This window comes from Pseudomonas sp. GW822-FHT04H02 (assembly GCF_058800645.1).
Genome location: NZ_JBXAMM010000004.1, coordinates 141,520 through 162,591, shown reverse-complemented (window position 1 = coordinate 162,591; position 21,072 = coordinate 141,520). Strand labels below are relative to the sequence as shown.

At 58.7% G+C, this 21,072-nt stretch carries 23 protein-coding genes, 1 tRNA gene and 1 pseudogene; 9 read left to right on the top strand and 16 right to left on the bottom strand.

Going from position 1 to position 21,072, the window contains the following annotated elements; translation table 11 throughout:
* Positions 1-99 precede the first annotated feature (99 nt).
* The 3 genes from AC1RMG_RS18330 to AC1RMG_RS18320 all read right to left on the bottom strand — a co-directional run bounded on the left by AC1RMG_RS18330 (position 100) and on the right by AC1RMG_RS18320 (position 3,631).
* Positions 100-981: a helix-turn-helix transcriptional regulator gene (locus AC1RMG_RS18330; protein WP_093403747.1), complete on the bottom strand. Its 882-nt coding sequence runs from the start codon at positions 979-981 to the stop codon at positions 100-102.
* 74 nt (positions 982-1,055) lie between these two features.
* On the bottom strand, positions 1,056-2,474 hold the full coding sequence (locus tag AC1RMG_RS18325) for an aminotransferase (RefSeq protein WP_011061747.1): 1,419 nt from the start codon (positions 2,472-2,474) through the stop codon (positions 1,056-1,058).
* 56 nt (positions 2,475-2,530) lie between these two features.
* Entirely contained in the window at positions 2,531-3,631 is a 1,101-nt protein-coding gene (locus AC1RMG_RS18320; RefSeq protein WP_493169819.1) for a polyamine ABC transporter substrate-binding protein, read from the bottom strand.
* Positions 3,632-4,036: 405 nt separating this feature from the next.
* On the opposite strand from AC1RMG_RS18320, the gene AC1RMG_RS18315 reads away from it, so the two are divergent.
* A tRNA-Cys gene (locus AC1RMG_RS18315) sits at positions 4,037-4,110 on the top strand.
* Between the two features lie 398 nt (positions 4,111-4,508).
* On the opposite strand, the gene AC1RMG_RS18310 is transcribed toward AC1RMG_RS18315, so the two are convergent.
* The 3 genes from AC1RMG_RS18310 to AC1RMG_RS18300 all read right to left on the bottom strand — a co-directional run bounded on the left by AC1RMG_RS18310 (position 4,509) and on the right by AC1RMG_RS18300 (position 7,154).
* A complete protein-coding gene (locus tag AC1RMG_RS18310) occupies positions 4,509-4,961 on the bottom strand; it encodes a DUF1090 domain-containing protein (protein WP_262212046.1) in 453 nt (150 codons plus the stop codon).
* 605 nt (positions 4,962-5,566) lie between these two features.
* Positions 5,567-6,529 (bottom strand): bifunctional GNAT family N-acetyltransferase/nucleoside diphosphate kinase regulator, encoded by a 963-nt coding sequence (locus tag AC1RMG_RS18305; protein WP_493169817.1) that lies wholly within the window; start codon positions 6,527-6,529, stop codon positions 5,567-5,569.
* A 142-nt stretch (positions 6,530-6,671) separates the two neighbouring features.
* Entirely contained in the window at positions 6,672-7,154 is a 483-nt protein-coding gene (locus tag AC1RMG_RS18300) for a hypothetical protein (protein ID WP_342403142.1), read from the bottom strand.
* A 293-nt stretch (positions 7,155-7,447) separates the two neighbouring features.
* Here AC1RMG_RS18300 and AC1RMG_RS18295 point away from each other — a divergent pair, with 293 nt between their 5' ends.
* The gene (locus tag AC1RMG_RS18295) at positions 7,448-7,807 is read left to right on the top strand and encodes a hypothetical protein (RefSeq protein WP_125063882.1); all 360 of its coding nucleotides are present in this window, start codon (positions 7,448-7,450) and stop codon (positions 7,805-7,807) included.
* Positions 7,808-8,093: 286 nt separating this feature from the next.
* On the opposite strand, the gene AC1RMG_RS18290 is transcribed toward AC1RMG_RS18295, so the two are convergent.
* Positions 8,094-8,924: an alpha/beta fold hydrolase gene (locus tag AC1RMG_RS18290; protein ID WP_401154123.1), complete on the bottom strand. Its 831-nt coding sequence runs from the start codon at positions 8,922-8,924 to the stop codon at positions 8,094-8,096.
* 235 nt (positions 8,925-9,159) lie between these two features.
* Between AC1RMG_RS18290 and AC1RMG_RS18285 the strand changes: the two genes are divergently transcribed.
* Entirely contained in the window at positions 9,160-9,639 is a 480-nt protein-coding gene (locus AC1RMG_RS18285) for a MerR family transcriptional regulator (RefSeq protein ID WP_019092743.1), read from the top strand.
* A gap of 15 nt (positions 9,640-9,654) precedes the next feature.
* Here AC1RMG_RS18285 and AC1RMG_RS18280 read toward each other — a convergent pair whose 3' ends face one another.
* Together AC1RMG_RS18280 and AC1RMG_RS18275 are read right to left on the bottom strand one after the other, a co-directional pair.
* Positions 9,655-10,581 (bottom strand): acetoacetate decarboxylase (ADC), encoded by a 927-nt coding sequence (locus AC1RMG_RS18280; protein ID WP_401154534.1) that lies wholly within the window; start codon positions 10,579-10,581, stop codon positions 9,655-9,657.
* Positions 10,582-10,669: 88 nt separating this feature from the next.
* Positions 10,670-11,500: a type 1 glutamine amidotransferase domain-containing protein gene (locus AC1RMG_RS18275; RefSeq protein ID WP_401154125.1), complete on the bottom strand. Its 831-nt coding sequence runs from the start codon at positions 11,498-11,500 to the stop codon at positions 10,670-10,672.
* A gap of 194 nt (positions 11,501-11,694) precedes the next feature.
* On the opposite strand from AC1RMG_RS18275, the gene AC1RMG_RS18270 reads away from it, so the two are divergent.
* Both AC1RMG_RS18270 and AC1RMG_RS18265 read left to right on the top strand, forming a co-directional pair.
* A complete protein-coding gene (locus tag AC1RMG_RS18270) occupies positions 11,695-12,774 on the top strand; it encodes a saccharopine dehydrogenase family protein (protein ID WP_493169814.1) in 1,080 nt (359 codons plus the stop codon).
* Between the two features lie 89 nt (positions 12,775-12,863).
* Complete coding sequence (locus tag AC1RMG_RS18265) at positions 12,864-14,096, top strand: NADH:flavin oxidoreductase/NADH oxidase family protein (RefSeq protein ID WP_011061734.1); 1,233 nt, start codon at positions 12,864-12,866, stop codon at positions 14,094-14,096.
* Positions 14,097-14,123: 27 nt separating this feature from the next.
* On the opposite strand, the gene AC1RMG_RS18260 is transcribed toward AC1RMG_RS18265, so the two are convergent.
* Entirely contained in the window at positions 14,124-14,504 is a 381-nt protein-coding gene (locus AC1RMG_RS18260; protein ID WP_011061733.1) for a hypothetical protein, read from the bottom strand.
* A 139-nt stretch (positions 14,505-14,643) separates the two neighbouring features.
* On the bottom strand, positions 14,644-15,687 hold the full coding sequence (locus tag AC1RMG_RS18255; protein WP_011061732.1) for a hypothetical protein: 1,044 nt from the start codon (positions 15,685-15,687) through the stop codon (positions 14,644-14,646).
* Positions 15,688-15,899: 212 nt separating this feature from the next.
* Between AC1RMG_RS18255 and AC1RMG_RS18250 the strand changes: the two are divergent.
* Positions 15,900-16,289, top strand: a pseudogene (locus AC1RMG_RS18250) (DUF1214 domain-containing protein); the annotation flags it as partial.
* 201 nt (positions 16,290-16,490) lie between these two features.
* On the opposite strand, the gene AC1RMG_RS18245 reads toward AC1RMG_RS18250, so the two are convergent.
* From AC1RMG_RS18245 to AC1RMG_RS18230, 4 genes are all read right to left on the bottom strand, one after another.
* A complete protein-coding gene (locus AC1RMG_RS18245) occupies positions 16,491-16,886 on the bottom strand; it encodes a hypothetical protein (protein WP_011061727.1) in 396 nt (131 codons plus the stop codon).
* A 25-nt stretch (positions 16,887-16,911) separates the two neighbouring features.
* Positions 16,912-17,475 (bottom strand): hypothetical protein, encoded by a 564-nt coding sequence (locus AC1RMG_RS18240; protein WP_011061726.1) that lies wholly within the window; start codon positions 17,473-17,475, stop codon positions 16,912-16,914.
* Positions 17,476-17,917: 442 nt separating this feature from the next.
* Positions 17,918-18,079 (bottom strand): DUF2986 domain-containing protein, encoded by a 162-nt coding sequence (locus tag AC1RMG_RS18235; protein ID WP_019093064.1) that lies wholly within the window; start codon positions 18,077-18,079, stop codon positions 17,918-17,920.
* A 120-nt stretch (positions 18,080-18,199) separates the two neighbouring features.
* Positions 18,200-18,673, bottom strand: coding sequence for a hypothetical protein (locus tag AC1RMG_RS18230; protein WP_015635918.1), 474 nt, complete (start codon positions 18,671-18,673; stop codon positions 18,200-18,202).
* Between the two features lie 291 nt (positions 18,674-18,964).
* On the opposite strand from AC1RMG_RS18230, the gene AC1RMG_RS18225 reads away from it, so the two are divergent.
* Together AC1RMG_RS18225 and AC1RMG_RS18220 are read left to right on the top strand one after the other, a co-directional pair.
* The gene (locus tag AC1RMG_RS18225; protein WP_003083582.1) at positions 18,965-19,105 is read left to right on the top strand and encodes a PA0050 family protein; all 141 of its coding nucleotides are present in this window, start codon (positions 18,965-18,967) and stop codon (positions 19,103-19,105) included.
* A gap of 61 nt (positions 19,106-19,166) precedes the next feature.
* Positions 19,167-19,304 (top strand): PA0050 family protein, encoded by a 138-nt coding sequence (locus AC1RMG_RS18220; RefSeq protein WP_011061723.1) that lies wholly within the window; start codon positions 19,167-19,169, stop codon positions 19,302-19,304.
* 90 nt (positions 19,305-19,394) lie between these two features.
* Here the strand turns inward: AC1RMG_RS18220 and AC1RMG_RS18215 are convergent, their stop codons facing one another.
* Complete coding sequence (locus tag AC1RMG_RS18215; RefSeq protein WP_015635917.1) at positions 19,395-19,868, bottom strand: hypothetical protein; 474 nt, start codon at positions 19,866-19,868, stop codon at positions 19,395-19,397.
* A gap of 226 nt (positions 19,869-20,094) precedes the next feature.
* Between AC1RMG_RS18215 and AC1RMG_RS18210 the strand changes: the two genes are divergently transcribed.
* Positions 20,095-21,063 (top strand): threonine ammonia-lyase, encoded by a 969-nt coding sequence (locus AC1RMG_RS18210; RefSeq protein WP_493169811.1) that lies wholly within the window; start codon positions 20,095-20,097, stop codon positions 21,061-21,063.
* Positions 21,064-21,072: the final 9 nt, after the last annotated feature.

Genomic DNA, 21,072 nt, shown 5'->3' with positions numbered 1-21,072 from the left:
GGCCATAGAAGCGAGCTTGCTCGCGAAGATCGTCAACGAAAACGCCGCGTTCACTCAGTGACCGCGGCGTTTTTGAGTGCATCGCGAGCACGCTCGCTCCTACAGGGGGCTTTGGCTGGTGGGTGCGGGCTGGGTCAGCCAGTCGATGAATAGCGCGAACAGCTCGGCCTGGGAGTTGATGGTCAGCTTGGTGTAGAGGTTCTTGCGGTGCATGCGCACGGTTTCCGGGGAAATCTCCAGCACCTTGGCCGTGGATTTTACCGAGTGCCCCCGCAGGATCAGGTGGGCAATTTCGCGCTCGCGAACCGTCAGCAGTGGCTGGCCAAAGCTCATGAACGCCGCTTCGATCTGCTGGTTGAAGTTGGCCGGTGCCGGGGCGGGCAGTTCGTCCTGACTGGCCTGGCGCAACAGCGATTGCAGGCCGCCACTGCCGAAACGGCGGATCAGCTCGCGCACCAGCGGTTCCACCGCCCGCAGCAGCGCCAGGGGTTCGCTGGCGAAGCGCTCGCCGCTCAGGCCCTGGAACATGCACAGGGAAATCTTGCTCTGGGGATCGAGGTCGACGATGTAGTAACTGTCTTCCGCGCCCCCGGTCTTGAGGTAGTAGGTCTTGTAGTACTCGCTGCTGAAGAAGTCGTCCGGGGCGATTTCCGACAGGTGATAGAAACCTTCGGCCAGGCCGTTTTCCACCGCCAGGCAGAACGGATCCAGCAAATAACCGCGGGAAAAGTAGCGGTTGATGATCTCGTCGCGGTAGGCGCCGACTATGCCCCGTTCATGCAGCAATTGCGGTGGCAGGCCCTTGCGTTCCAGGCTGATCATCATCGATTCGATGGGCGTCAGGGCGTTCAGCGCCGTCGCCAGGTGCTGCAGGAAAGTGCCATCGTCCACACTGCCGAAGGCCTGGGCCAGGCAGGCGTGCCAGGCCTGCAGGGCAGGGAGGCTGAGGGGGGCGGTAGAAGTGTTTGCTGGTGCGCTCATGCCCGGCAGTCTAACGGTCGGGCGCAGGCCCGGTAAGACCCCGGGCCGATATTCGTGCTGCCAGCGGCTAGGGGTCATTGGCCCAGGTACTGGCCGTTCTGGCGCAGTTCGGCGGCGGCTTCGAGGATGCAGTCGCGCAAGGTGGCGACTATTTCGTCGATCTGCTGGCGAGTGATGATCAAGGGGGGCGACATCACATTGAGATGGCCGATGGGGCGCACCAACAAGCCTTTGGCCTGGGCCCGCAGATGGATGCGCTCGGCGATGTTCAGCCCGTCGGGCAGCAGCGCCTTGGTGCGCTTGTCGGCGACGAATTCGACGCAGGCCATCAGCCGCTTGCAGCGCACGCTGCCCACCAGGGGCAGTTCGGCCAGGGTCTGCAGGCGCTGCTCCATATAGACGCCGACCTCTTCGACATGGGCCAGCAGGTTTTCCCGCTCGATGATCTCGATGTTCTTCAACGCCGCGACGCAACTCACCGGGTGCCCGCTATAGGTGAAACCGTGGGTGAAGCAGCGACCCTTGCCCGGCTCGCCGATGACCTGCCAGATGCGCTCGGAGAAAATGCACGCGCCCAGGGGCAGGTAGCCCGAGGTCAGGCCCTTGGCAGTGGTGATGATGTCCGGCTGCATGCCGAACACTTCCTCGGAGGCGAAGAAAGCACCCAGGCGGCCGAAGGAGGTCACCACTTCGTCGGCGACATACAGCAGGTCGTAGCGCTGGCAGATTTCCCACATGCGCCGGTGATAACCCTCGGGAGGAATGATTACCCCACCGGAGCCCATGATGGGTTCGGCGAAGAACGCCGCCACCTTGTCCGGGCCCAGGGTGAGGATCTTGTCTTCGAATTCCGCTACCAGGAACTCCAGGAAGTCCGCTTCGCTCATGCCGGCCGGCGCCCGGTAGTAGTTGGGGCAGGAGATGTGGTGAAACAGGTCGCTCATGAAGTCGAATTCAGGCGCTCGGTCAGCGGCCTTGTTACCGATGGACATGGTCAGGAAGGTGGAGCCGTGGTACGCGTTGTGCCGCGAGATCACGTGCTTCTTCTCATGCTTGCCGCGACTGTTCTGATAGAACTGCACCAGGCGGTAGGCGGTGTCCACCGCGGTGGAGCCGCCGGTGGTCAGGAACACGTGGTTCAGGTCCCCTGGGGCCAGGCTTGCCAGCTTTTGGCAAAGCTCGATGGCGCTGACATTGGCCATGTCGCAGAACGGGTTGGAGTAGGCCAGTTGCCGCACCTGGTCGGCGATGGCCTCGGCCATTTCCTCGCGGCCCAGGCCGATATTGGTGCACCACATGCCGCCTACGGCATCCAGGTAGCGGGTGCCGGCGGTGTCATAGATGTAGGCGCCGTCGCCGGCAGCGATATTCAACGACCCCTGCTCGCGGTGTTCGTCGAACATATGGAAGCCGTGCATGTAGTGCGCCTTGTCGGCGGCCACCAGTTTCGAATCGTCGAACTGCTGGAAGAAGGCGTCGGGTTGGATAGCCATGGGCTTCACCTCGGGTAGCAATATGGGGTGGAAAGTCTGTGGGTTCGGGGGGGGGCTCACTTGCCGATCTTCACCATGTTCCAGGTACGGGTGATCAGCCGGGTGCTGGCGGGCGTCTGGATCTTCTGGGTGAACAGCCGCTCGCGGGTCTGGGCATCGGGGTAGATCGCCGGGTTGTCCCGCACCTCGGCGCTCAACAGTGGCGTGGACTTGAGGTTGGCGTTGGCGTAGCGGATGTAGTCGCTGACCTCGGCCATTACCTTAGGTTGCAGCAGGTACTGGATAAAGGCATGGGCGCTGGCCACGTTCGGCGCGTCGGCGGGGATATAGAAATCGTCGAACCAGATCAGCGAGCCTTCCCTGGGAATGAAATAGTCGAGCTTGACCGGTGCCCCGGCCTCGTTGGCCCTGGCCTGGGCCGTGGCGTAGTCGCCGGACCAGGTGGCGCTGACGCACAGGTCGCCATTGGCCAGGCCATTGAGGTAGCTGGTGGAGTCGAACTTGCGGATATAGGGGCGCACCGCCATCAAGGCATCCTGCGCCGCTTTCAAATCCTCGGGGGCGGCGCTGTTGGGATTGCGCCCCAGGTAAGCCAGCACCAGCGGCAGAATGTCGGTGGGCGAATCCTGCAGCGTCACCCCGCAATCGGCGAAGCGCGACACCACCTTGGGGTCGAAGAGCATGGCCAGAGAACCGATGGGCGCGTCCGGCATGCGCTCACGGACCTTGTCGACGTTATAGGTCACGCCATTGCTGCCCCAGGTATAGGGCGCCGAGTACTGCACACCCGGGTCGTAGCTTTCCAGGCTCTTGAGCACCTGCGGGTCGAGATTCTGCCAACTGGGCAGCAAAGCCTTGTTCAGCGGCTGGAACACCCGCGCCTTGATCAAGGGCGGCACCAGGGCCGCGTTGAGCACCACCAGGTCGTAGCCGGAGCGCCCCGGCAGCAGCTTGCCCTGGACGGTTTCATAGGAATCGAAGGTGTCGTAGATCACCTTGATCCCGGTGGCCTTCTCGAACCCGGCGAGGGTGTTCTCGCCGATATAGTCCGACCAGTTGTACAGGCGCAGGGTCTTGTCTCCAGGCTCACCGGCCTGGGCCCAAGTCGCCGTCAGTGCCAGAACCACGCCAAACATCGCAGGGAAAGCTGTACGCATACTTCAATTCCGCCTTGAACGTGATGGAAGGAGCCCGGGTCGAGCCGTTGGCGTAACTGTCCGCGAGCGCCCCGGCCCACGCCATAACCCGATCGGGTAGGTGGGCAAACACAGAAGGGGGCAGCTATCTGGATGGGTTTGTGCAATCATCCCGCCTCGTTGGCGAACACCAGGCTGTTCGCCCGACGGATTGGCTCAGCCCGGAAACCTGTAGAAACAGCCCGGCAGAAAAAATCTCGAATAGGAGTTGCCAGGAATGGAAAACACGTCCATAATTGCGACCATTCCTCAGCGAGGAAACCGAAAAACTCTTTAGAAATCAAAGAGTTACGAGATGAAGTTGATCTCGTTAGCCGTTCCAGTTTGTACGTGTCCAGTGTTGTGTTTCAGGCATTGGGCATTTGGGGCCGAGTAGCAAAATGGTTATGCAGCGGATTGCAAATCCGCCTACGCCGGTTCGATTCCGACCTCGGCCTCCACCCTTGAAAACCCCGTAGATTAACGTCTACGGGGTTTTTTATTGCCTGGGATTTGGGTAATCGCTTCCGCAATTGTGGGGATCGATTCTGCAAATAGCCTGTTCTTAGCCTGGCGTTTGAGGGAGCGTTCTCTCCATTGAGTGCGTGACCTGGATGCCATCAAATCGGCCAATTGGATCGTCGATCTGAGGCCAGAAGGTGGCAGCGGTAGCGGTGAAACCCTGAGTTGTTCAGCTTGCGAATGGAAGGGGGCTGAAGTGATTCATATGTAGGCATGAGCAAGGTAGATACAAATAAAATAATATCTTTATAGCGCAGTTCGGTGACCGAGTGATCGGTCACCTTCAGGCATAAAGGCTATTACAGCGTTGTTTATCCGAGATTAAACGTTGCTCGCATCAACCAGGTTGTTGCTCCAATGACTGCGCCTGCCTTAGTTCAAATTCGGCTTCATCCAATTTTCTCTGCTGCTTGGCGATTTTGCTTGGTTTACCTTTAAGCTGTGCCTCTTGCAGCTTTTCCTTGCTTTTTTCTACTTTACGCTGCTTTTCCGCCACTTGAGAATGCCGAATCGGCGCATACAATGGAGTGGGAGAAGGCGTGGTGGATTTAGTCGCAGAGGTGTAATCGTATCCGGTATAGCCATTTTTGTAGCCGTCGTAACAATAGGTCTGCACATTGGTCAAGGCGCGATTCAACCCGGCAATGCGATGAATATTGCCATAGTGAGTTGCATACTCGAGTTGTGTTCTGATTTTCTGCTCTTTTATTGCACAGTTTGGTGTCGCCAATGAGAGCGAGGAATACACAAGTAGTGGTAGTGCTAGAAATAGTGAGTGGTGTAGTTTCATAGCAGAGTTCTCCTTTCAGCGGGCTAACCCACAGATCCGTTACTCCTGTTTTTTCAGACAAAAAAATATAAATGTGTCAATGGCGCAATCATATTTTTCATTAAAATAGGAATATTCTTATGTGATGGGATATTCCATATTTAAAAATTATCAGCATGTTTTTTATGTTGCAAATTTATTACAAAATACCCCGCCATAAGCAATCCAGCGAATATGTCACGAGGTTTTAATACCCTCGGGGTGAGCGCTTTTTCTGTATCTGGAAAACAGCATGTCCACTCCTTAGACGATCGGAAGGGATCGCTGCACCAGCCAAGTCGCTGTAGCCGGCGACATCGGTTCGCATGGTTCGAAGGCGGTGGCCAGGTACATGCCAAGTCTGCAGGCCGCGGCAACCTGAATAACCCGGGTTTCAATCGAGCTCTTGAGTTGTAGCGACGAGATGCGGAGCGCCTGAGGGAGATCTGCTCGGCACCCTTTGGCACCAGTATTACGGGCACCTATTGGAGGTGTCGAAGCGGTGGGGTGCTCACGCCTGGAGCGCGAGGCGCTGTCCTCTGGGAAACGCTCGCGCTTGATGGTCGAACACTAAGCAAAGTTCGCAATTACAGGTGGAAATCCCCCGCAGCCTCCGGCTGGTAAAGCACTTTCCTGATTTCAATCCGGCGGGTGCGATCAGAGATTCGCCAGTCGATGGTGTCCCCCTCCTGATAGCCAAGGATGGCGGCGCCTATATCGGAATACACCGAATGCTTCCCTGCGGTGCTGTCCGCGTCTTCAGGGTAGACCAAGGCCACTTCGATCTCTTCGTCGTCCAGTTGCAGCAAGGCCCTGGAGTTCATCGTGATGACGTTGCGCGCCACCTGCTGGGGCTTGACGACAATGGCTCGCTCAAGCTCATGTTCGAGTTCAACAATCGTCGGGCCTTGCTCGAACACGATCAGGCTCTCGAGCCTGGCCTTGTCGATTTCAGTGATGTAGATCTCAGTGGAGTCGACAACGGTACCTTTGCGCAAGAACTGGAGATAGCGCTCGGCCGTCATGGAAAATGATTTCAATGTCGGCGTTTCGCTTTCAAGCACAAAGCCGCTGCGCTGAAAGGCTTTCAGCGAGCGCGTATTGTCCGGGTGGATCTTGGCGATGAGCTTCTCGGCCCGCATGTCGAGGAAGGCCAGTTTCATGCCTTCGCGGATGGTGCGGGCGCCCAGGTTCCGGCCCCATTTGTCGCTGTCTCCGATGACCAGGACTATCTCGCAATTGGAGCCGGTCTTGACCAGACGGACAAAGCCCACCGGGACGTCATGCCGGTCATAGGCCATGAAGAACCGGCCGTCCCGGTTGAATAGATGGGTCAGGACCGGCAATTGAGTCCGATCGATGACTTGTTCGATGGAGCGGGAGACGTGACGCGAATCGCTCAGAAAGCAGGTAACGCGCTCATCCTCCAACCAATCCATCAATGTCAGCGCGTGCGCCCGAGTAATTTCAGGGCACAGTGTAATGAAAGGCTTGTTCATCTTGACCACACTTATCTGTAAAGAATGGAAGCCTTTCATGGCTATGGTCATGACGGTTCTTCGGCAACCGCGCATTTTAAGATATACCGCGAGGAATGGCGAACATCCCGGCGGTTTCGAGAGTTTCGGCCCGCCAAGGCCCGTCTGGCGGCGTTTCAGCGCAGTGAATCTAAAGATGCCCGGCCGGGCCGATCTATTCGTGAAACGTGTATTTCCCGTTGGCTGCAATAAAATCTTGAAAGCCTTTGATAAAGGCTTTTCTTGTGCCAGGTAGTATTTTTTTTAGAGCCAGAAAATAAAGATAGATAGGCGTCGCGTCCCCAGTGCCTTCCTCTATCCAGCACTCTTCTGTTGCAAAGCAAAAAAGTACACAGCGTATGAGGTTCGCAAAGTCTTCATCTGATTTACGGTGCTGTTGCTCTACCGTCCAGAGTTCTAGTACAAGCCTTCTCCGGAGATCCCCATCGCTTTCTATAGGTTCTCGCTGGATGCTTTTTTCGATGTATGGAATCAGCACTTTCAACTTAGGGGTGGAAATGCTAGCAAGTACACCGCCGTCGATCAGACTGAGCAAATAGCGTGCGTACTGACGTGTTATTTCACTGAAAGGCACGCTCGCTTCAAGTAACGCCTGTTCAAGGTAATCGAACTCTTGAACCTCCAGGCTATCAATCATCATACAGCTCCATCTTTTACTCTTATCGTGCAGCAGCAATCGGCCGAAAGCGGTCAGTGCAGATTCAGGTAGGGGTTCGAGGTCCTATTCTCGCTACCTTGGTTGCATTTGGCGAGCTGGTTGTTGGGGGGGGGGGGGCGAGGCCCTGGGCTGGTAAGCTGATAGCTAAGAACAACTACTCATCACAGAGGGCAATGACCCGCAGATGGCCGCCCTTGCGCATCGTGCAGCTCGGGCGCCGTCGATGTTGGTTAGAATGGCGTGTTGAAGTCTACTGCTCGCAAGGAAACCCAATGAGCACTGAAAAGCCAGAGCCTTTGCTTATCCTTCAAAGGTTTCTAGATAATGTTTATGTGAAGGCTTCGAAAAGCCAGAATGTTTTACTCAAAAGAAATCATGGCCACTACACATACGCGAATGGAATACTCTTCGTCTACGTGACGATCTTCCCTAAAGAGGTTGAGCTTGTTTTTGAAAGCAAGCAGGTAGGTAACGGGGTTTTTAGTATTGTTTTGGATATGTGCATGTCCAGTGGAGAAGTACTGGCTGGCAACCTGCTGTCTCTGAATGGGAGATGCGAGGAGATCAGCACGGCATTGGCCTCGCAAGAGGATTGGGTGTTGGCCCTGTTGTTAAAGTACTTGGGCACCTGAGTCTTTTTCCAGAGCGTGGACACCGCAGGCGTTCCGGTTTGCCGGTTCGCGTGCGCCGAGTTTATGCAGTGACCGCTTCTGGCTGTGGATTCAACCGGTCGATGCAACAGATGGGCTAAATCGTTCGGCGGGTGTTTCGTAGTCCAGTGTTTTCCGAGGGCGGCTATTTAGCTGCCTTGCAACTTCATTGAGCGTGGCTCGCGGGCGAGGGCGGCGACTCGGTCTTTGCCCCGGCGATTTACTGGTTTTAAGCCAGCAAGGGCGGGTCTTTACCCGCCCCAGTGGTTTAGCTACGCACGAACGCCAGTAGATCAGCGTTAATGGTATCGGCGTTAGTTGTCGGCATTCCGTGGGGGAAGCCGGGGTAGATTTTCAGGATGCTGTTTTGCAGAAGTCCGGCGGACAGAACTCCGGCATTTTCATAGGGCACGATCTGGTCATCGTCCCCGTGCATCACCAGTACGGGGATCTTGATGCCCTTCAAATCCTCGGTGAAGTCGGTCTGAGAAAACGCCACGATTCCGTCATAGTGTGCCTTGGCACAGCCCATCATGCCTTGTCGCCACCAGTTCCACACGATGCCCTCGGACGGTTTCGCACCTGGGCGGTTGTAGCCGTAAAAAGGTCCTGCCGGAACGTCGTAATAGAACTGTGCGCGGTTGGCTTTCAGTTGGCTCTGCAGGTCGTCGAAAACCGATTTAGGCAAACCGCCAGGATTGTTCGGAGCCTGAACCATCAGCGGCGGCACGGCGCTGATGATGGCGGCCTTCGACACCCGGTCTTCACCGTGGCGCGCGATGTAATGGATGACCTCACCCCCGCCTGTGGAGTGTCCGACATGGACGGCGCCTTGTACGCCGAGGTGGTCGACCACGGCGGCAACGTCGTCGGCATAGTGATCCATGTCGTGGCCGTCCCAGACCTGGCTGGAGCGCCCATGCCCCCGTCGGTCGTGGGCAACGACCCGATAGCCGTGGTCCAGGAAAAAGAGCATCTGCGCGTCCCAATCGTCTGCGCTGAGCGGCCATCCATGATGGAAAAAGATGACCTGGGCATCACCTGGCCCCCAGTCCTTGTAAAAGATTTCAACACCGTCCCGCGTAGTGACGTATCCCATGTTCGTATCTCCCGAGTGAAGGTATGGCCTCGACCGACTCGAGATTCGGCCTTGGCCCTGATGAACGAAGTGCAGCCCATTCCATAGGTGTTGCAGAGGCTGTGTTTGTCGATTGATCTGCGTCTACCCATGAGCCCATGACGGTGGAGCAATGCATCGAACCTGGGCAGCTTGGCCGCTTTATGACTTTAGGTTTAAAGTCAACTTCAAGGTCAACGGTTTTTAGGGGTGAGGTATGAGAATTGGTGAATTGGCGAAAATCAGCGGGTTGGCGCCTTCTCGCATCCGCTTCTATGAGGCCAGTGGCCTGATCAAATCGGTCGAGCGCAAGGCAAATGGATATCGCGATTACGCACCGGATACCGAATGGGTTCTCGAGATCATTACCGGCGCCCAGGCAGCGGGCTTTTCGTTGGATGAAATCCGCCAGTTGATGCCGATGAATGCCAGTGGCTGGCAACACGATCAGTTGCTGGGTGGCCTCAAGCAAAAGGTCGAGGAAATTGAAGTCCTGCAGCAGCGGCTGGCCCAGAACAAGGAGCAACTGCTGCTGGTCATCAAGGGCATCGAGGGCAAACCCGAGGGCATGGCGTGTGCGGACAATGCGCAAATGCTGATCAATCGTTTGCGCGAAGAGGGCGTGGCGCCTGCTTCGGGCAAACGTGCGGCAGGGGCCGCCAGGAAGAGAACCACCCGCCAGGCGTACGGGGCCTGACGGGCGTCCCGGCTCTCAGCGCTCGCCAACCAGCGTAGCGAGCGGTTTTGGCGCATAGAGTGCGCTCTGGAACTGCGGTACGTATTCGTACTTCAGCAGTTTCCCCAGCTTCAGGGAGCGGATGTAGTTCGACAGGCTGCCGTCGCCCAATCTGAGGATGGCCGCATCGGCGTCACGGCTGGAACCGTGGCTGAGCTGGCGGGAAACAGCATATCCGTAGGCCAGTTGGCCCTGGTGATCGAGGTTGGTGAAACTGTTGGTGATGATTTTGACATTGCGGGATAACTTCTCGAGCTTTTTCGCGGTGAAGGAGAGGTCCAGCTTGCCGGTCTGGCTGTCGGTGATGTCATAGACCACCGATTGCGCACTCTCTTTGCGGTCAATGCCGGTCAGCCACTTCGGCAGGTTGTAACCGACGACACCGCGTACCCGTGCCAACTCTGTATTGACCGGCAACTTGAGCACGTAACCCCAGAAGTCTCCCGAGATTGACTGGCCAATCAATGTGAGCGGACCCAGGTTGGCTTTGCCGGGTTTGTTGGTGATGATCGACACGGCCACCTCGTTGTAGGCGTCGTTATCGCAATGCTCGTAGGTATACGCGGTGAACGCGATCAGGCCACGCCCCGGCCAGATCTGCAGCGGTTGCACCGTTGCTGCCAGTTCGGTCGGCATCAGCACCCGGAGCCGGTCGAGGTCGGCCGTGTAGACAGCCGTAACCTGGCTGTTCTGGTAGTAGAAGTTGGGCGAAAACGACTGGAAGCCTATCTCGACCTTGTTCTTTTCCAGGCTCTTGAACCAGCTCAGATCAACGCCTGGTATTTCGGCGGCGATTACCGATAGTGGCGGGTTGGACCGAAAGCGGTCGTAGAGACCGCCTTTGACGACGGGCACCTGATGGCCGGCGATATCGATGAGGGTGGTGTCGGTCGGACTGGGCATTTCAGGCGTCTGCGCCAACGCTGCGTTGGCAAATGGGTTGAACAGCAATGCAGTCGAAAGCTCGGTTGCAAGTTTCAGTCGCTCTTTTTCAAGGGGCCGGGATCGACCCTGAGGGGCAGCGAGTTACGTCGCTCGCGCAGAGCGCGGCGGTCACGGCTTCAGCTACGGCCCGAGGCGATTGCGGGTTCTGGCCGGTCACCAGTCTTCCATCAGTCAGGGCAAAGGAAGTGAACGGCAGCCAGCCCTTGTGGTAACGCGCGCCCTGGCTTACGAGCCGGTCCTCAAGGAAGAAGGGCACCTGGCTTTTCATTCCCGATAGCCACTCTTCGCGATCAGAGAATCCGGTGATGTTTCTGCCTTTGATGATCAACCGGCCCTGGTCATCTTTCAGATCCAGGAGAGCCGCTACGCCATGGCACACGGCTGAGACGATGCCGCCCTGGTTGTAGATGGTTTCGGCCACGCGCCGCAGATCTGGGTTGTTGGGGAAGTCCCACATGACCCCGTGGCCCCCGGTGAAATAAATGGCGCTGAAGCGGGAAGGGTCCACATCAGCGCTCGGCAGCGTGTTCTGCAGCCGAGCGCGAAAGGTTGCAGACTGCAAATGCTGCCGGGCGGCCTTGTCCATGTACAACCACCCCAGGCTCCGCTCGTCCAGAGGCGCCGCGCCCCCTTTGGGGCTGGCAAATACTGTGGTGTAGCCGGCAGCCTCCACCACATCGGTGAAATGTGTCAGCTCCGTCAGCCACAACCCGGTGGTATCGCTGCGTGAGGGATAGCTGGCGTGGTTGGTCATGATCACCAGTATCTGGTGCTCCCTGGAACCTGCCATCGAGGAATTAGGCTGAGCATTGGCAATCGTCATGAAAGCACCACCTATCAATATCAATACACAGGAAACAAGGGGCTTGATCATCATTCCGGCTTCATCAGGCGAGCAGTTCGGCGCATGCTCACCTTAAACCTGGCTTTAAGGTCAACCCCGCGACGGCAAATAATTTCCGCGGATGCGCTCGTACTTCTGCTTGACCCTCAACCTGACTTTAACGCTAGCGTCTGATGCGCAAGGGGCAAGGCAATAACGCACGTTATCAATCCAGTCTGGAGCAACGCATGAGTCAGCAAGACAACCTGGATACGCAGATGAAATGGATGATCTATGGCGCCAATGGCTATACCGGCGAGTTGATCGCTCGCGACGCCGTCAAGCGCGGGCTCAGGCCGGTGCTGGCCGGGCGCAATCGCGACAAGGTCGAAGCCTTGGCCCGGGAACTGGGCCTCGAGGCCCGGGTGTTCGGGCTGGATGACGATGCGCGCTTGCTTGCGCAGGTCAAGGGACTTGGATTGGTGCTGCATTGCGCGGGGCCGTTTTCAGCCACCGCGGCACCGATGATCGAAGCCTGCCTGCGGGCCAGTGCGCACTACCTGGACATCACCGGCGAGATCGCCGTATTCGAACATGCCCAATCCCTGAATGAGCGGGCGCGAGCCGCGGGGGTGGTCATTTGCCCCGGCGTCGGCTTCGACGTAGTCCCGACCGATTGTGTCGCCGCCGCACTGAAAGACGCGCTGCCGGATGCCACGCACCTGGCATTGGGCTTCGATTCCCGTTCCAGCTTTTCGCCCGGTACTGCCAAGACCTCCATCGAGGGCATGGCGCAGGGCGGCAAGGTCCGTCGTGACGGTAGGATCGTCTCGGTGCCGCTGGCGTATCGGGTACGGCGTATCGACTTCGGCGCCGGTGAGAAACTTTCGATGACTATTCCCTGGGGCGATATCTCGACGGCCTATCACACCACCGGCATACCCAATATCGAAGTGTTCATACCGGGCTCTGCCGGCATGATCCGCGGTGCCAGATTCGCCAACCTCATCCGCCCGTTGCTGGGGTGGCCCTGGGTACAGAGGCTGCTCAAGGAGCGCATCGGCAAGACAGTGGTAGGCCCGGACGAACAAAAACGTGCCGACCAAGGCACCTATGTGTGGGGCGAGGCCCGTAACGCTCGGGGCGATCGCAAGGTCGCGCGGGTGCATACCACCAACGTCTACAGCCTGACGATTCATGCCGCCTTGAGTGTGGTCGGTCATCTGTTGCAGGTGCGTCCGACGGGCGGTGCCTACACGCCCGCCAAGCTGCTGGGGGCTGATCTGGTGACCAAGCTGCCCGGCTCGGGCGCCTTGAGCATCGAGTAAAGATTCTTGGGTGAAGTTGCAAAAAGGCTATTGACCTTCAAGTTCACTTCAATCTTAAGGTGGCTCCATCTCCACTGAGGGCTACCCCCATGAATGTGTTCGATACCCTGATGCTTCCCAACGGTTCGACCATCAAGAACCGTATCGCCAAGGCCGCCATGGAAGAGAATATGGCCGATGCCGACCAGGCACCTTCCGAAGAACTGATGCGCCTGTATCAGGCCTGGGCCGAGGGTGGTGCGGGCCTGATCATCACCGGCAACGTGATGGTCGATGGCCGTGCCATGACCGGGCCCGGCGGTGTGGTGCTGGAAAATGAGCAGCAACTGGACAAGTTCAAGCGCTGGGCGCGGATTGGCCGTTCCGGCGGCGCGCAGTTCTGGTTGCAGATCAACCACCCTGGTCGCCAGATGCAGGCAAACCTCGGGCAGAAAACCTGGGCACCCTCGGCCATACCGCTGGACCTGGGCAAGATGTCCAAACGTTTCGCAACGCCTCACGCGATGACTGCGAGTGTGATCGATGATGTCATCCAGCGTTTCGCCCGTACCGCGCGTCTGGGTGAGCAGGCCGGGTTCACTGGTGTGGAGATCCACGCCGCACACGGCTATCTGCTGAGTCAGTTCCTCTCGCCGCTGACCAATCAAAGAACCGATGAATGGGGCGGTTCCCTGGAAAACCGCGCGCGCCTGCTGCTGGAAATCGTCAAGGCGGTACGGTCCGTGGTGTCTGCCGATTTTGCGGTGGCGGTCAAACTCAACTCCGCCGATTTTCAACGGGGAGGCTTCACCGCCGACGACGCCCGGAAGGTGGTTGAACTGCTCAACGAGCTGGGGGTGGATCTGGTGGAGTTGTCAGGCGGCAGCTACGAGGCGCCGGCCATGCAGGGCGAAGCCCGTGACGGTCGTACCCTGGCGCGCGAGGCCTATTTCGTTGAGTTTGCGCGTGACATCCGCACCGTCGCCAGGATGCCGGTCATGGTCACAGGGGGAGTGCGGCGACGTCCGATCGCTGAAATGGTCGTCCAGAGTGGCGTGGACATGGTGGGGATCGGCACGGCGCTGGCCATCGATCCGCACCTGCCCCGTGATTGGCTGCTGGGCAAAGACAGTACGCCGCAACTGCCGCCGATCACCTGGAAAAACAAGGCCATTGCGGCCTTGGCCAATATGGCGGTGGTCAAGTATCAATTACGCAAACTCAGCCGGGCCAAAAAAACCGATCCGAGCGTGTCGCCGTTGCGTGCGCTGGTGCTGCAACAACTCGCCATGGCCTTTCGCACCCGCCAATATCGACGTTGGGTAGAGAAGCGTTCGATGTAAGTCGATACCTGGCAAACCCAGCGCTCATTATTTGGGCGAGAAAGTCACCTTGACCGGATTGTCGTGTTTGTAGGTTGCCGATGATGGCCCGTAGTCGAGGTTGAAGCCTGGCAGCCAGGCCCTGAGTTCAGTATCTGAAATCCATTCGAGCTGGAGCTGGCTTGCGGCCTCATTGGCGTCGAACTGAGCCAAGGCTTGTACCGCAGATTGGCAGGCTGCCGATACGCCGGATTCCAGTACCGAGACCTGGAGCTTCTCGCTCCAAGTGATGGATCCGCTTTGCGGGCACTGGCGTACTTGCACATGATATTTCCCGCTGGGTGAAGGCAGGTCGTAGACAATTTTGTTGGGGCCGCATGCGGCCAGCAAGGCGGATGAGAAAATCAGGGCGGGGACGCGTTTATTCATCGCAGTATTCCAATTGCCAGGAGGGGCAAGTGGGCAGTCGGCCGGCCTGCACTGGGGGCGTGCCGAATTCAGGCAAACAGGCCCCCGAGCGCATGCTCGACACGGTATTCGATGAGACGCCCATACCCCCGGACTTGTCTTACTTGGCCAGTGACAACGGCACGCCCCAGATGGGATCTTCCATGCCTTGCTTGCCCAGCGGTGTGATTTGCATGGGCTGGAGCCTGGACAGCAACTGCCGGTGCTTCTCGCTCAGGTTGCGCTGCTCGATGAGATTCTGCGTAAAGCTCATGGGCGCCGGCCAGGTGTAGACGGTCAGGTTGTCGAGAGGGCACTCGATTTTCTTCGGGTCGATCGCCCGGCACTTCGACTGCTGGTACTTGTAGCCAGGGGTCTTCAGGTGCATGCGTGGGGCCAGCAGCAATTGGCCGCCCTGGATGGTGAAACTGGCAAGCGCCTTGTCGACCGGCAGGCGCGCCTGGACCTTGATCGCGGGAACGTCGCGAGAATCGGTCTGTTGGTAATAGCCGCCCGGGGAGAGCGCCGTCGTCTGGGTATATTGCTGTTCACCCCAGCTCACGCAGGCACCCGAAGCCCTGAGCACGGCGGTACAGACACCTTCGGTCTTGGTCTCGCTGCCATAGGTCGCGTCCTTCCAGACCTCTTCCCTGTAGTACTCGCGGTACAGCTCGGGGGACAGGTAGGCGGTCCCGTTGGCGCCATGGCCCGAACCGGGTGGGCCGCTGCGGGCGCCGACCTGGTCGAGCAAGCCGTGGATCTGGTAATCGTCGCCGCCGGTCAGCAAGTATTTGCCTGGTGGCAGGATATGCACCTCGAAGGCCTTGAACAGATAGGTTTCGCCAGGCGGCCTCTGCAGCGCGTTGGTCTGGAACTTGCGGCCGAAGGTCACCTTCGGATCCTTCTCGTATTCCCAGATCACCGTCGGCGTCCATTGAGTCATGGTCAGCGCATCGCTCAGCGACTTGTGCGGCATCACGTCCGCCACCAGCACCACCGCCATGTTCGCCTTGAGTGCTGCGTCCACCTGGTCCAACAGCTGCGCGTAGCGCGGATCGTCCATGCTGCCGTAGGCACCCGAATCGAGATCGGAGACGCAACCGGAGAGGGAAAGAGCGAGGAGCAACGCGGCGGGTAGGGCAGAGCGCTGCCGGAACAGTTTCATGTATCAATCCTTGATGGGCGTTGGCAGGGGATGTTGAACAGCAATATTAATGGTTTGAGGGTAGAGCGCAATATTTAGGAAGGCCGGTCCGATGGCATGCGCAAAGAGCAAGAATACGCTGTGATTGACCTCACATATCGAACTCTGAACGCTGTGCGAATTCGACTTCGCAGGCCCATAACGACCTGCGCAGGTAGAGGCAGGGAGAGGGCGTCATGAACATGGTCGGTGTCGGTGCCAAGTATCCCGCGACCACCCGTGATGCCGACGGCAAGTTCCTCGACGGTGCCCAGACCTACAAGCTCAACCTGCCGGCAAATGTACCTGCGGCGTTGTTCTGGTCGGTGACCGCCTACGACAACCTGACCGCCTCGGGCCTGGACAACGGCCAGCCGTTCCCGTCTCTCAATCAGATGGATAAGCCGGTGCAGAACAGCGACGGCTCCACCGATATCTACTTTGGCCCGAAATCTCCGGGCGAGGGCAAGAACTGGATCAAGACCGTACCGGACAAGGGCTTCCTGGTGATCGTGCGGCTTTACGGGCCCAAGCAGGCATTCTTTGACCAGAGCTGGAAACCGAGTGATTTGCTCAAGCAGTGATGAGTGTGCTCGTGTCGTGCCCGATAAGACGGCCAATGCGAACAACGCTTTTCGAAGGGTAGCCGGTGAGCGGTACGTTGGACCCTGCCTGGGTCATTATCGGTGTGGCCGCAGCTTCTCTTCACTTCAGAGGCTGCCTCTGTCAAACCCGGACCTCTGACCCAGCGTGGCTCTGGCCACCCGGGTCGAGGTCATGGAGGGTCAGGCTTCTGGCTTGAGCTTTATGCCGGCGCATCGGCCTCGAGTCAGCAGGTAGTCCACTTGCCTGGCGCGGTTGATGGCGACGCGAATTTCGCAGCTGGCTGAGTTGGTCACGTCGCCCCAGTATTCAGCGTGTACCAGTTGGCCGTTCTGTGGGCCGGTGTAGGTGCCGAGCGCTTCGCGTGAGGTGTACGAGGTGTCGCGTTTATAGATCAGTACCACCCAGTCCTTTTCGGGGGCGGTGGCGACTTGGTTGGGGACGCCAAAGTGCTCGATCGCCTCGCCAACCGGGCGGTTCTTCCAGTAGTTGCGGGCCTGGGCTTCGGGCAGGGTCGGAATGGCCGAGCATCCGCTGAGCAGGATGGCGGCTATTCCCAGTGCGAGCAGTCTTTTCATCGCACGTTCTCCATAAATAGTGCGTTCATTTGGCGGGCATCTGATCGAATGCCTGGTCGACGATCTTCAGGATGGCCGTCTTGGTGTGCTCGTGATTCATTAACTGGAACAGCCCCGGAGCGGCCGAAATCATCTGCGAGGTAGGCATCTTGCCGAGCGGATACATCTGTTTCGCCTGGCGCTGCTCCGGATGACAGAGGAAGTCCCGGGTCTGGGCTATCCAGGGCTCGGGCTGCTTTTGCCATTGAGTGGAAACCTTCTTCGGGCGCAAGTCGTTGAAGAACTTGCTGTAGTTCTGCGCGCCGTTCAGGCGCACCCGGTTCTTCGCGCAGTCGACTTCGACGTCATACGCGGTCATCGTTGGCTTGCCGCCTTCTTCGTAGAGCTGATAGACGCCCAGCGAACGGACACCGCCCTTGCGCAGGAAGATGTTGGAAGGTTCACCGTCGACGATGAAGGCTTCGTTCTTGTTGAGGCTGCCCTGGTGATGAATCATCCAGAAGTCGCCGGCCGGGGCACTTTCCGCTTGTGCAGCCAGCGGGCTGCACAGCAGCAAGGCGGGCAGCCAGGGTCTGAGGGAGGTGAGCATAGGGCAACAATCCTTTGCTGTGGTGGGCACCTGGAGGCGGTGCTTGCGGGTGAAGAAAAATCAACTCAGTCCGTTGGCAAGACAGTGAGTGGCCAAGCTCAGGGGCTGTATCGGGCGACGGGCAGGGCGGACTCTGGTGAGTGGCTGCCATGACCAGAGGGCGCTCCTCGAGTTTTTTGTTCGTGGCAGCAGGTGGGCCGCTCAAGGGTAGAAATATAGGTGCGCCGGGCGTCGTGGGTCGATTAGGGCAAATGTGCTAATGGCGTATTGCCGCTATCGAGCAGAGCCGCGGAAACTGCGGCGGGCAGCTTCCCAGGGCAGGCCGCAGGAGGTCGATGGAGCGCTCAGGCCCGAGGGGGCAGGGTGATTCAGGTAAAGGCCAGGGCCGCTCAGGGAGGGGGGCAGTGTGCTACGGCGGCCAAGGCTGTTGGGGGGGGCTGGATCAGCTTTCGGGTGCGATGATCGGGTCTTGAACGGCTTCAGCCGCCAGCTTCAAGCGATCGGCCTTGCTGATGTAGGTGCACTTCTTCTTCGGTGCCAGTTTGGCGCTGGCCTTCTTGGCGTTGGCCTTCAGCAGTTGGTTGATTTTCTTGCGGCGATTCATGTGTGCGACTCGGCGGGTAAGTTGCCGAATGATATCAGCTAAGGGACGCGGGCCGGCCACCCGGGGTGAACCCTGGGTGCACAAGACTGGGTGGCGGCCCTGTTTAGCTGGATCACCCGATCACTTCTTGCTGTTGCAGTCGATTACGCTGGCATCGGTGATGATGTTCTGGCTATCGGTGTACAGGGTGATGCTGCAGAAGTAATCGAGCACTGTCCGGTTTTCCTCATACCCGGTCTTGCGATAGACCGCTTCGCTCCCCACCGGCATCATGCCGCCGACTCCGCCACCGCCAATGCCTACCCAGGTCTCCTTCTGGCCGACGTACTCGACGCCGGTCTGCACGAAGACCTTCTCTGGCGTGGTATGGGTCTGCACCCGGTTCCACAGGTAGAAACCTCCACTGCCGTAGGAAGAAGGCCCCATGCCCTGGTCGGGCCTGCCGAACAGTTGAAACGCATTCTTGGCCGGCTGCCCCACCAGTTTCTGGGCGGCGATCTCGACGTCGTTGGGTTCGGTCTTGGCTGTTGGGATGGCACAGGCGCTGATGGTCAGAACCGTGAGGGCAAGGCATACGAGCTTGAGTGAAGGCATGACACAGATTCCTTGTGTTCCTGGATTTTCGGCAAAAGATAATCTGAAAAATATCGGCATGGCCAGTGCAAGGTTGTGCTGAAGAGTCGCCGTGCGCTGATTTTCGCCGGCCATACAGGCGCGACAACACGCCACACTGGCGCAATCGCCGGCAGTGGTCTTTGCTGTCTCGGGCCCGGCGGCAGGGCGCGCGGACTGAGCCTGCGTCATGCCATACAGGGGGCCTGTGTCCGCCTCTGGTGACGGAGCAGGGCACAGAACACTATCGAGGTCTCGACCAAGGAGGTCAGGTTGAAAAGGAAAATGCTGGCGGCTTCGCTGCTGTTGTGGATGTTTTCGCTGACGGCGCAAGCCGACTGCGCGGTGCTGGGGCCGGGAGAGGATCCGTGCGCTGGCCCGGTGCTCGGGCCTACGGTCTGCGAATGCCCTTGATGAATGTCCGTGCCCTCGTCAGGGGGCATGGGTGACTGGATGACTGACCAGGAGGTCGCAAATGAAAAAAGTGATGTTGGCGGTATTGCTGCTGTGGGGCTTCACCCTGACGGCCCAGGCTTCTTGCCCGGTGTTCGGCCCGTCCGAAGATCCGTGCAGCGGCCCGGTATTCGGTCCGTCCACCTGCGAATGCCCTTGAGCTAGTTGCCAATGGCAGGCCCGGCCCAGGTCGGGCCTGCTTCTGCCTTGGGCCTGATCGGCAGGTGTCGAAGCGCCTGTGGCCGGTTCTTCAAAGATGGGCAATCAGCTGCTGCCGATAGCCGTTTTCATCGGCTGGGGCGGGGTATCGGGTTTCATCGATCAGCGCGCGCAACTGCTGTGAATGGCTGGACTGCCTGAAGGCGACCTGGCACTCGGCAGCATCAAAAAAACCTCGTAGATGAGGCAGGGCCAAGGGCAGCAGCAGAGGTTCTATCTTCAACGAAATACTGACGATATCCAGTTGGTCGGTGGGGTCTCGGTAGAGATCGATGACCAGTAGGCTTGCACTTTCGGTACCCGGATAAATGTGGACGTCGCCAGCGCCAACCGGGGTTTCGTCGAAGTAGCTGGTGTACAGCTTGCGAATGTCGAGAGCGATTCCCAGGGTGTTCAATGCCGCCGCCAGATCGGCGTTGGGAACAGGCTCGTCCTGCGCCCAGGTGACGAAGTCGGGCATGGAAACACAGATGTCGAACTCGTTGGCGCAGATGATGGGCGTCACTGGGAAGGCTTCCTGGTGGTGGAGGGCCGCTAGCCTACCACTGGGCGACGCTGTTTTTGCAGCGATGATCCAGAGCTACTCCAGGTTGCTCATCGGCTGTCCCTAACTCTTGAATAGGTGGCGCATTCCCCGGTTTGTCCTGTAGCGTTCATCGCGGCTGGCGAAGCTGGCCAGGCACGGACGTTGGGAGTCCTGCACACATTCAGACCAAGGATATTGGCCCCAGATGACTCAGCTGATTGATTTCAAATCCATCGTTGCAGCAGCGCAGCGGATAGATGGATCGGTAGTTCGTACGCCGACGGTGGAAAGTTCAATGCTGGCAGGCATGGTTGAACGACCTGTCTTTCTCAAGCTTGAAAACCTGCAGGCCGGTGGTTCATTCAAGGCCCGCGGGGTACTCAACAAGTTCTCGGCGTTGCAGGAGGGCCTGGGCGATAGCCACTTCGTCGCCGTCAGTGGGGGTAACTTCGGCATTGCCATCGGCGAGGCGGCCAAGCGCTTCGGCGCCAGGGTGACGGTGATCATGCCCGAGAGCGCGCCGTCTTCGTCGGTCGAGCGCATTCGCGCCTCCGGCAGTACGGTCATTGTCGAACCGGATGTGCATGCTGCCTTTGCCCGGGCCAAGACCCTGGAGGCAGAGGGCTATGTGGTGATCGACGATTGCGCCGACACGCTGATTGCCGAGGGGCATGGAACACTGGCCCTTGAGTTCATTGCCGACTGCCCGTCCCTGACCGACGTGTTTGTCGCGGTCGGCGGCGGGGCGATGCTGGCGGGAGTGGCCACGGCCTTGAAGGCAATCAAGCCCGGGATCCGGATCTGGGGCGTAGAGACCGCCGGCGCACACTCCATGAGCCAGGCCTTGCAGGCGGGCAGGCCGGTGGATATCGACGTCAGTTCGATCGTCTCCACCCTTGGCGTTCCGATCATCGACGAGCTGATGTTTGCCCACGCTCGTCACTATGTCGAAGACATGGTTGTGGTCCCTGACGAAGAGGCGATCAAGGGCATGTTGTCCTTTGCGCAAGGGGCAAGGCAATGGGTTGAGCTGGCTTCTGGCGCGCTTGTGCCCGCGGTCATTGCCACCGCGCCCAGGCTGCCTGCCGACGCGGTTATTGGCCTTGTCGTCTGTGGTGGGAACATATCCCTTCAAGACATGACGAAATGGGCTGCCCATGCGGGAATTTCCTAAACATTCCCA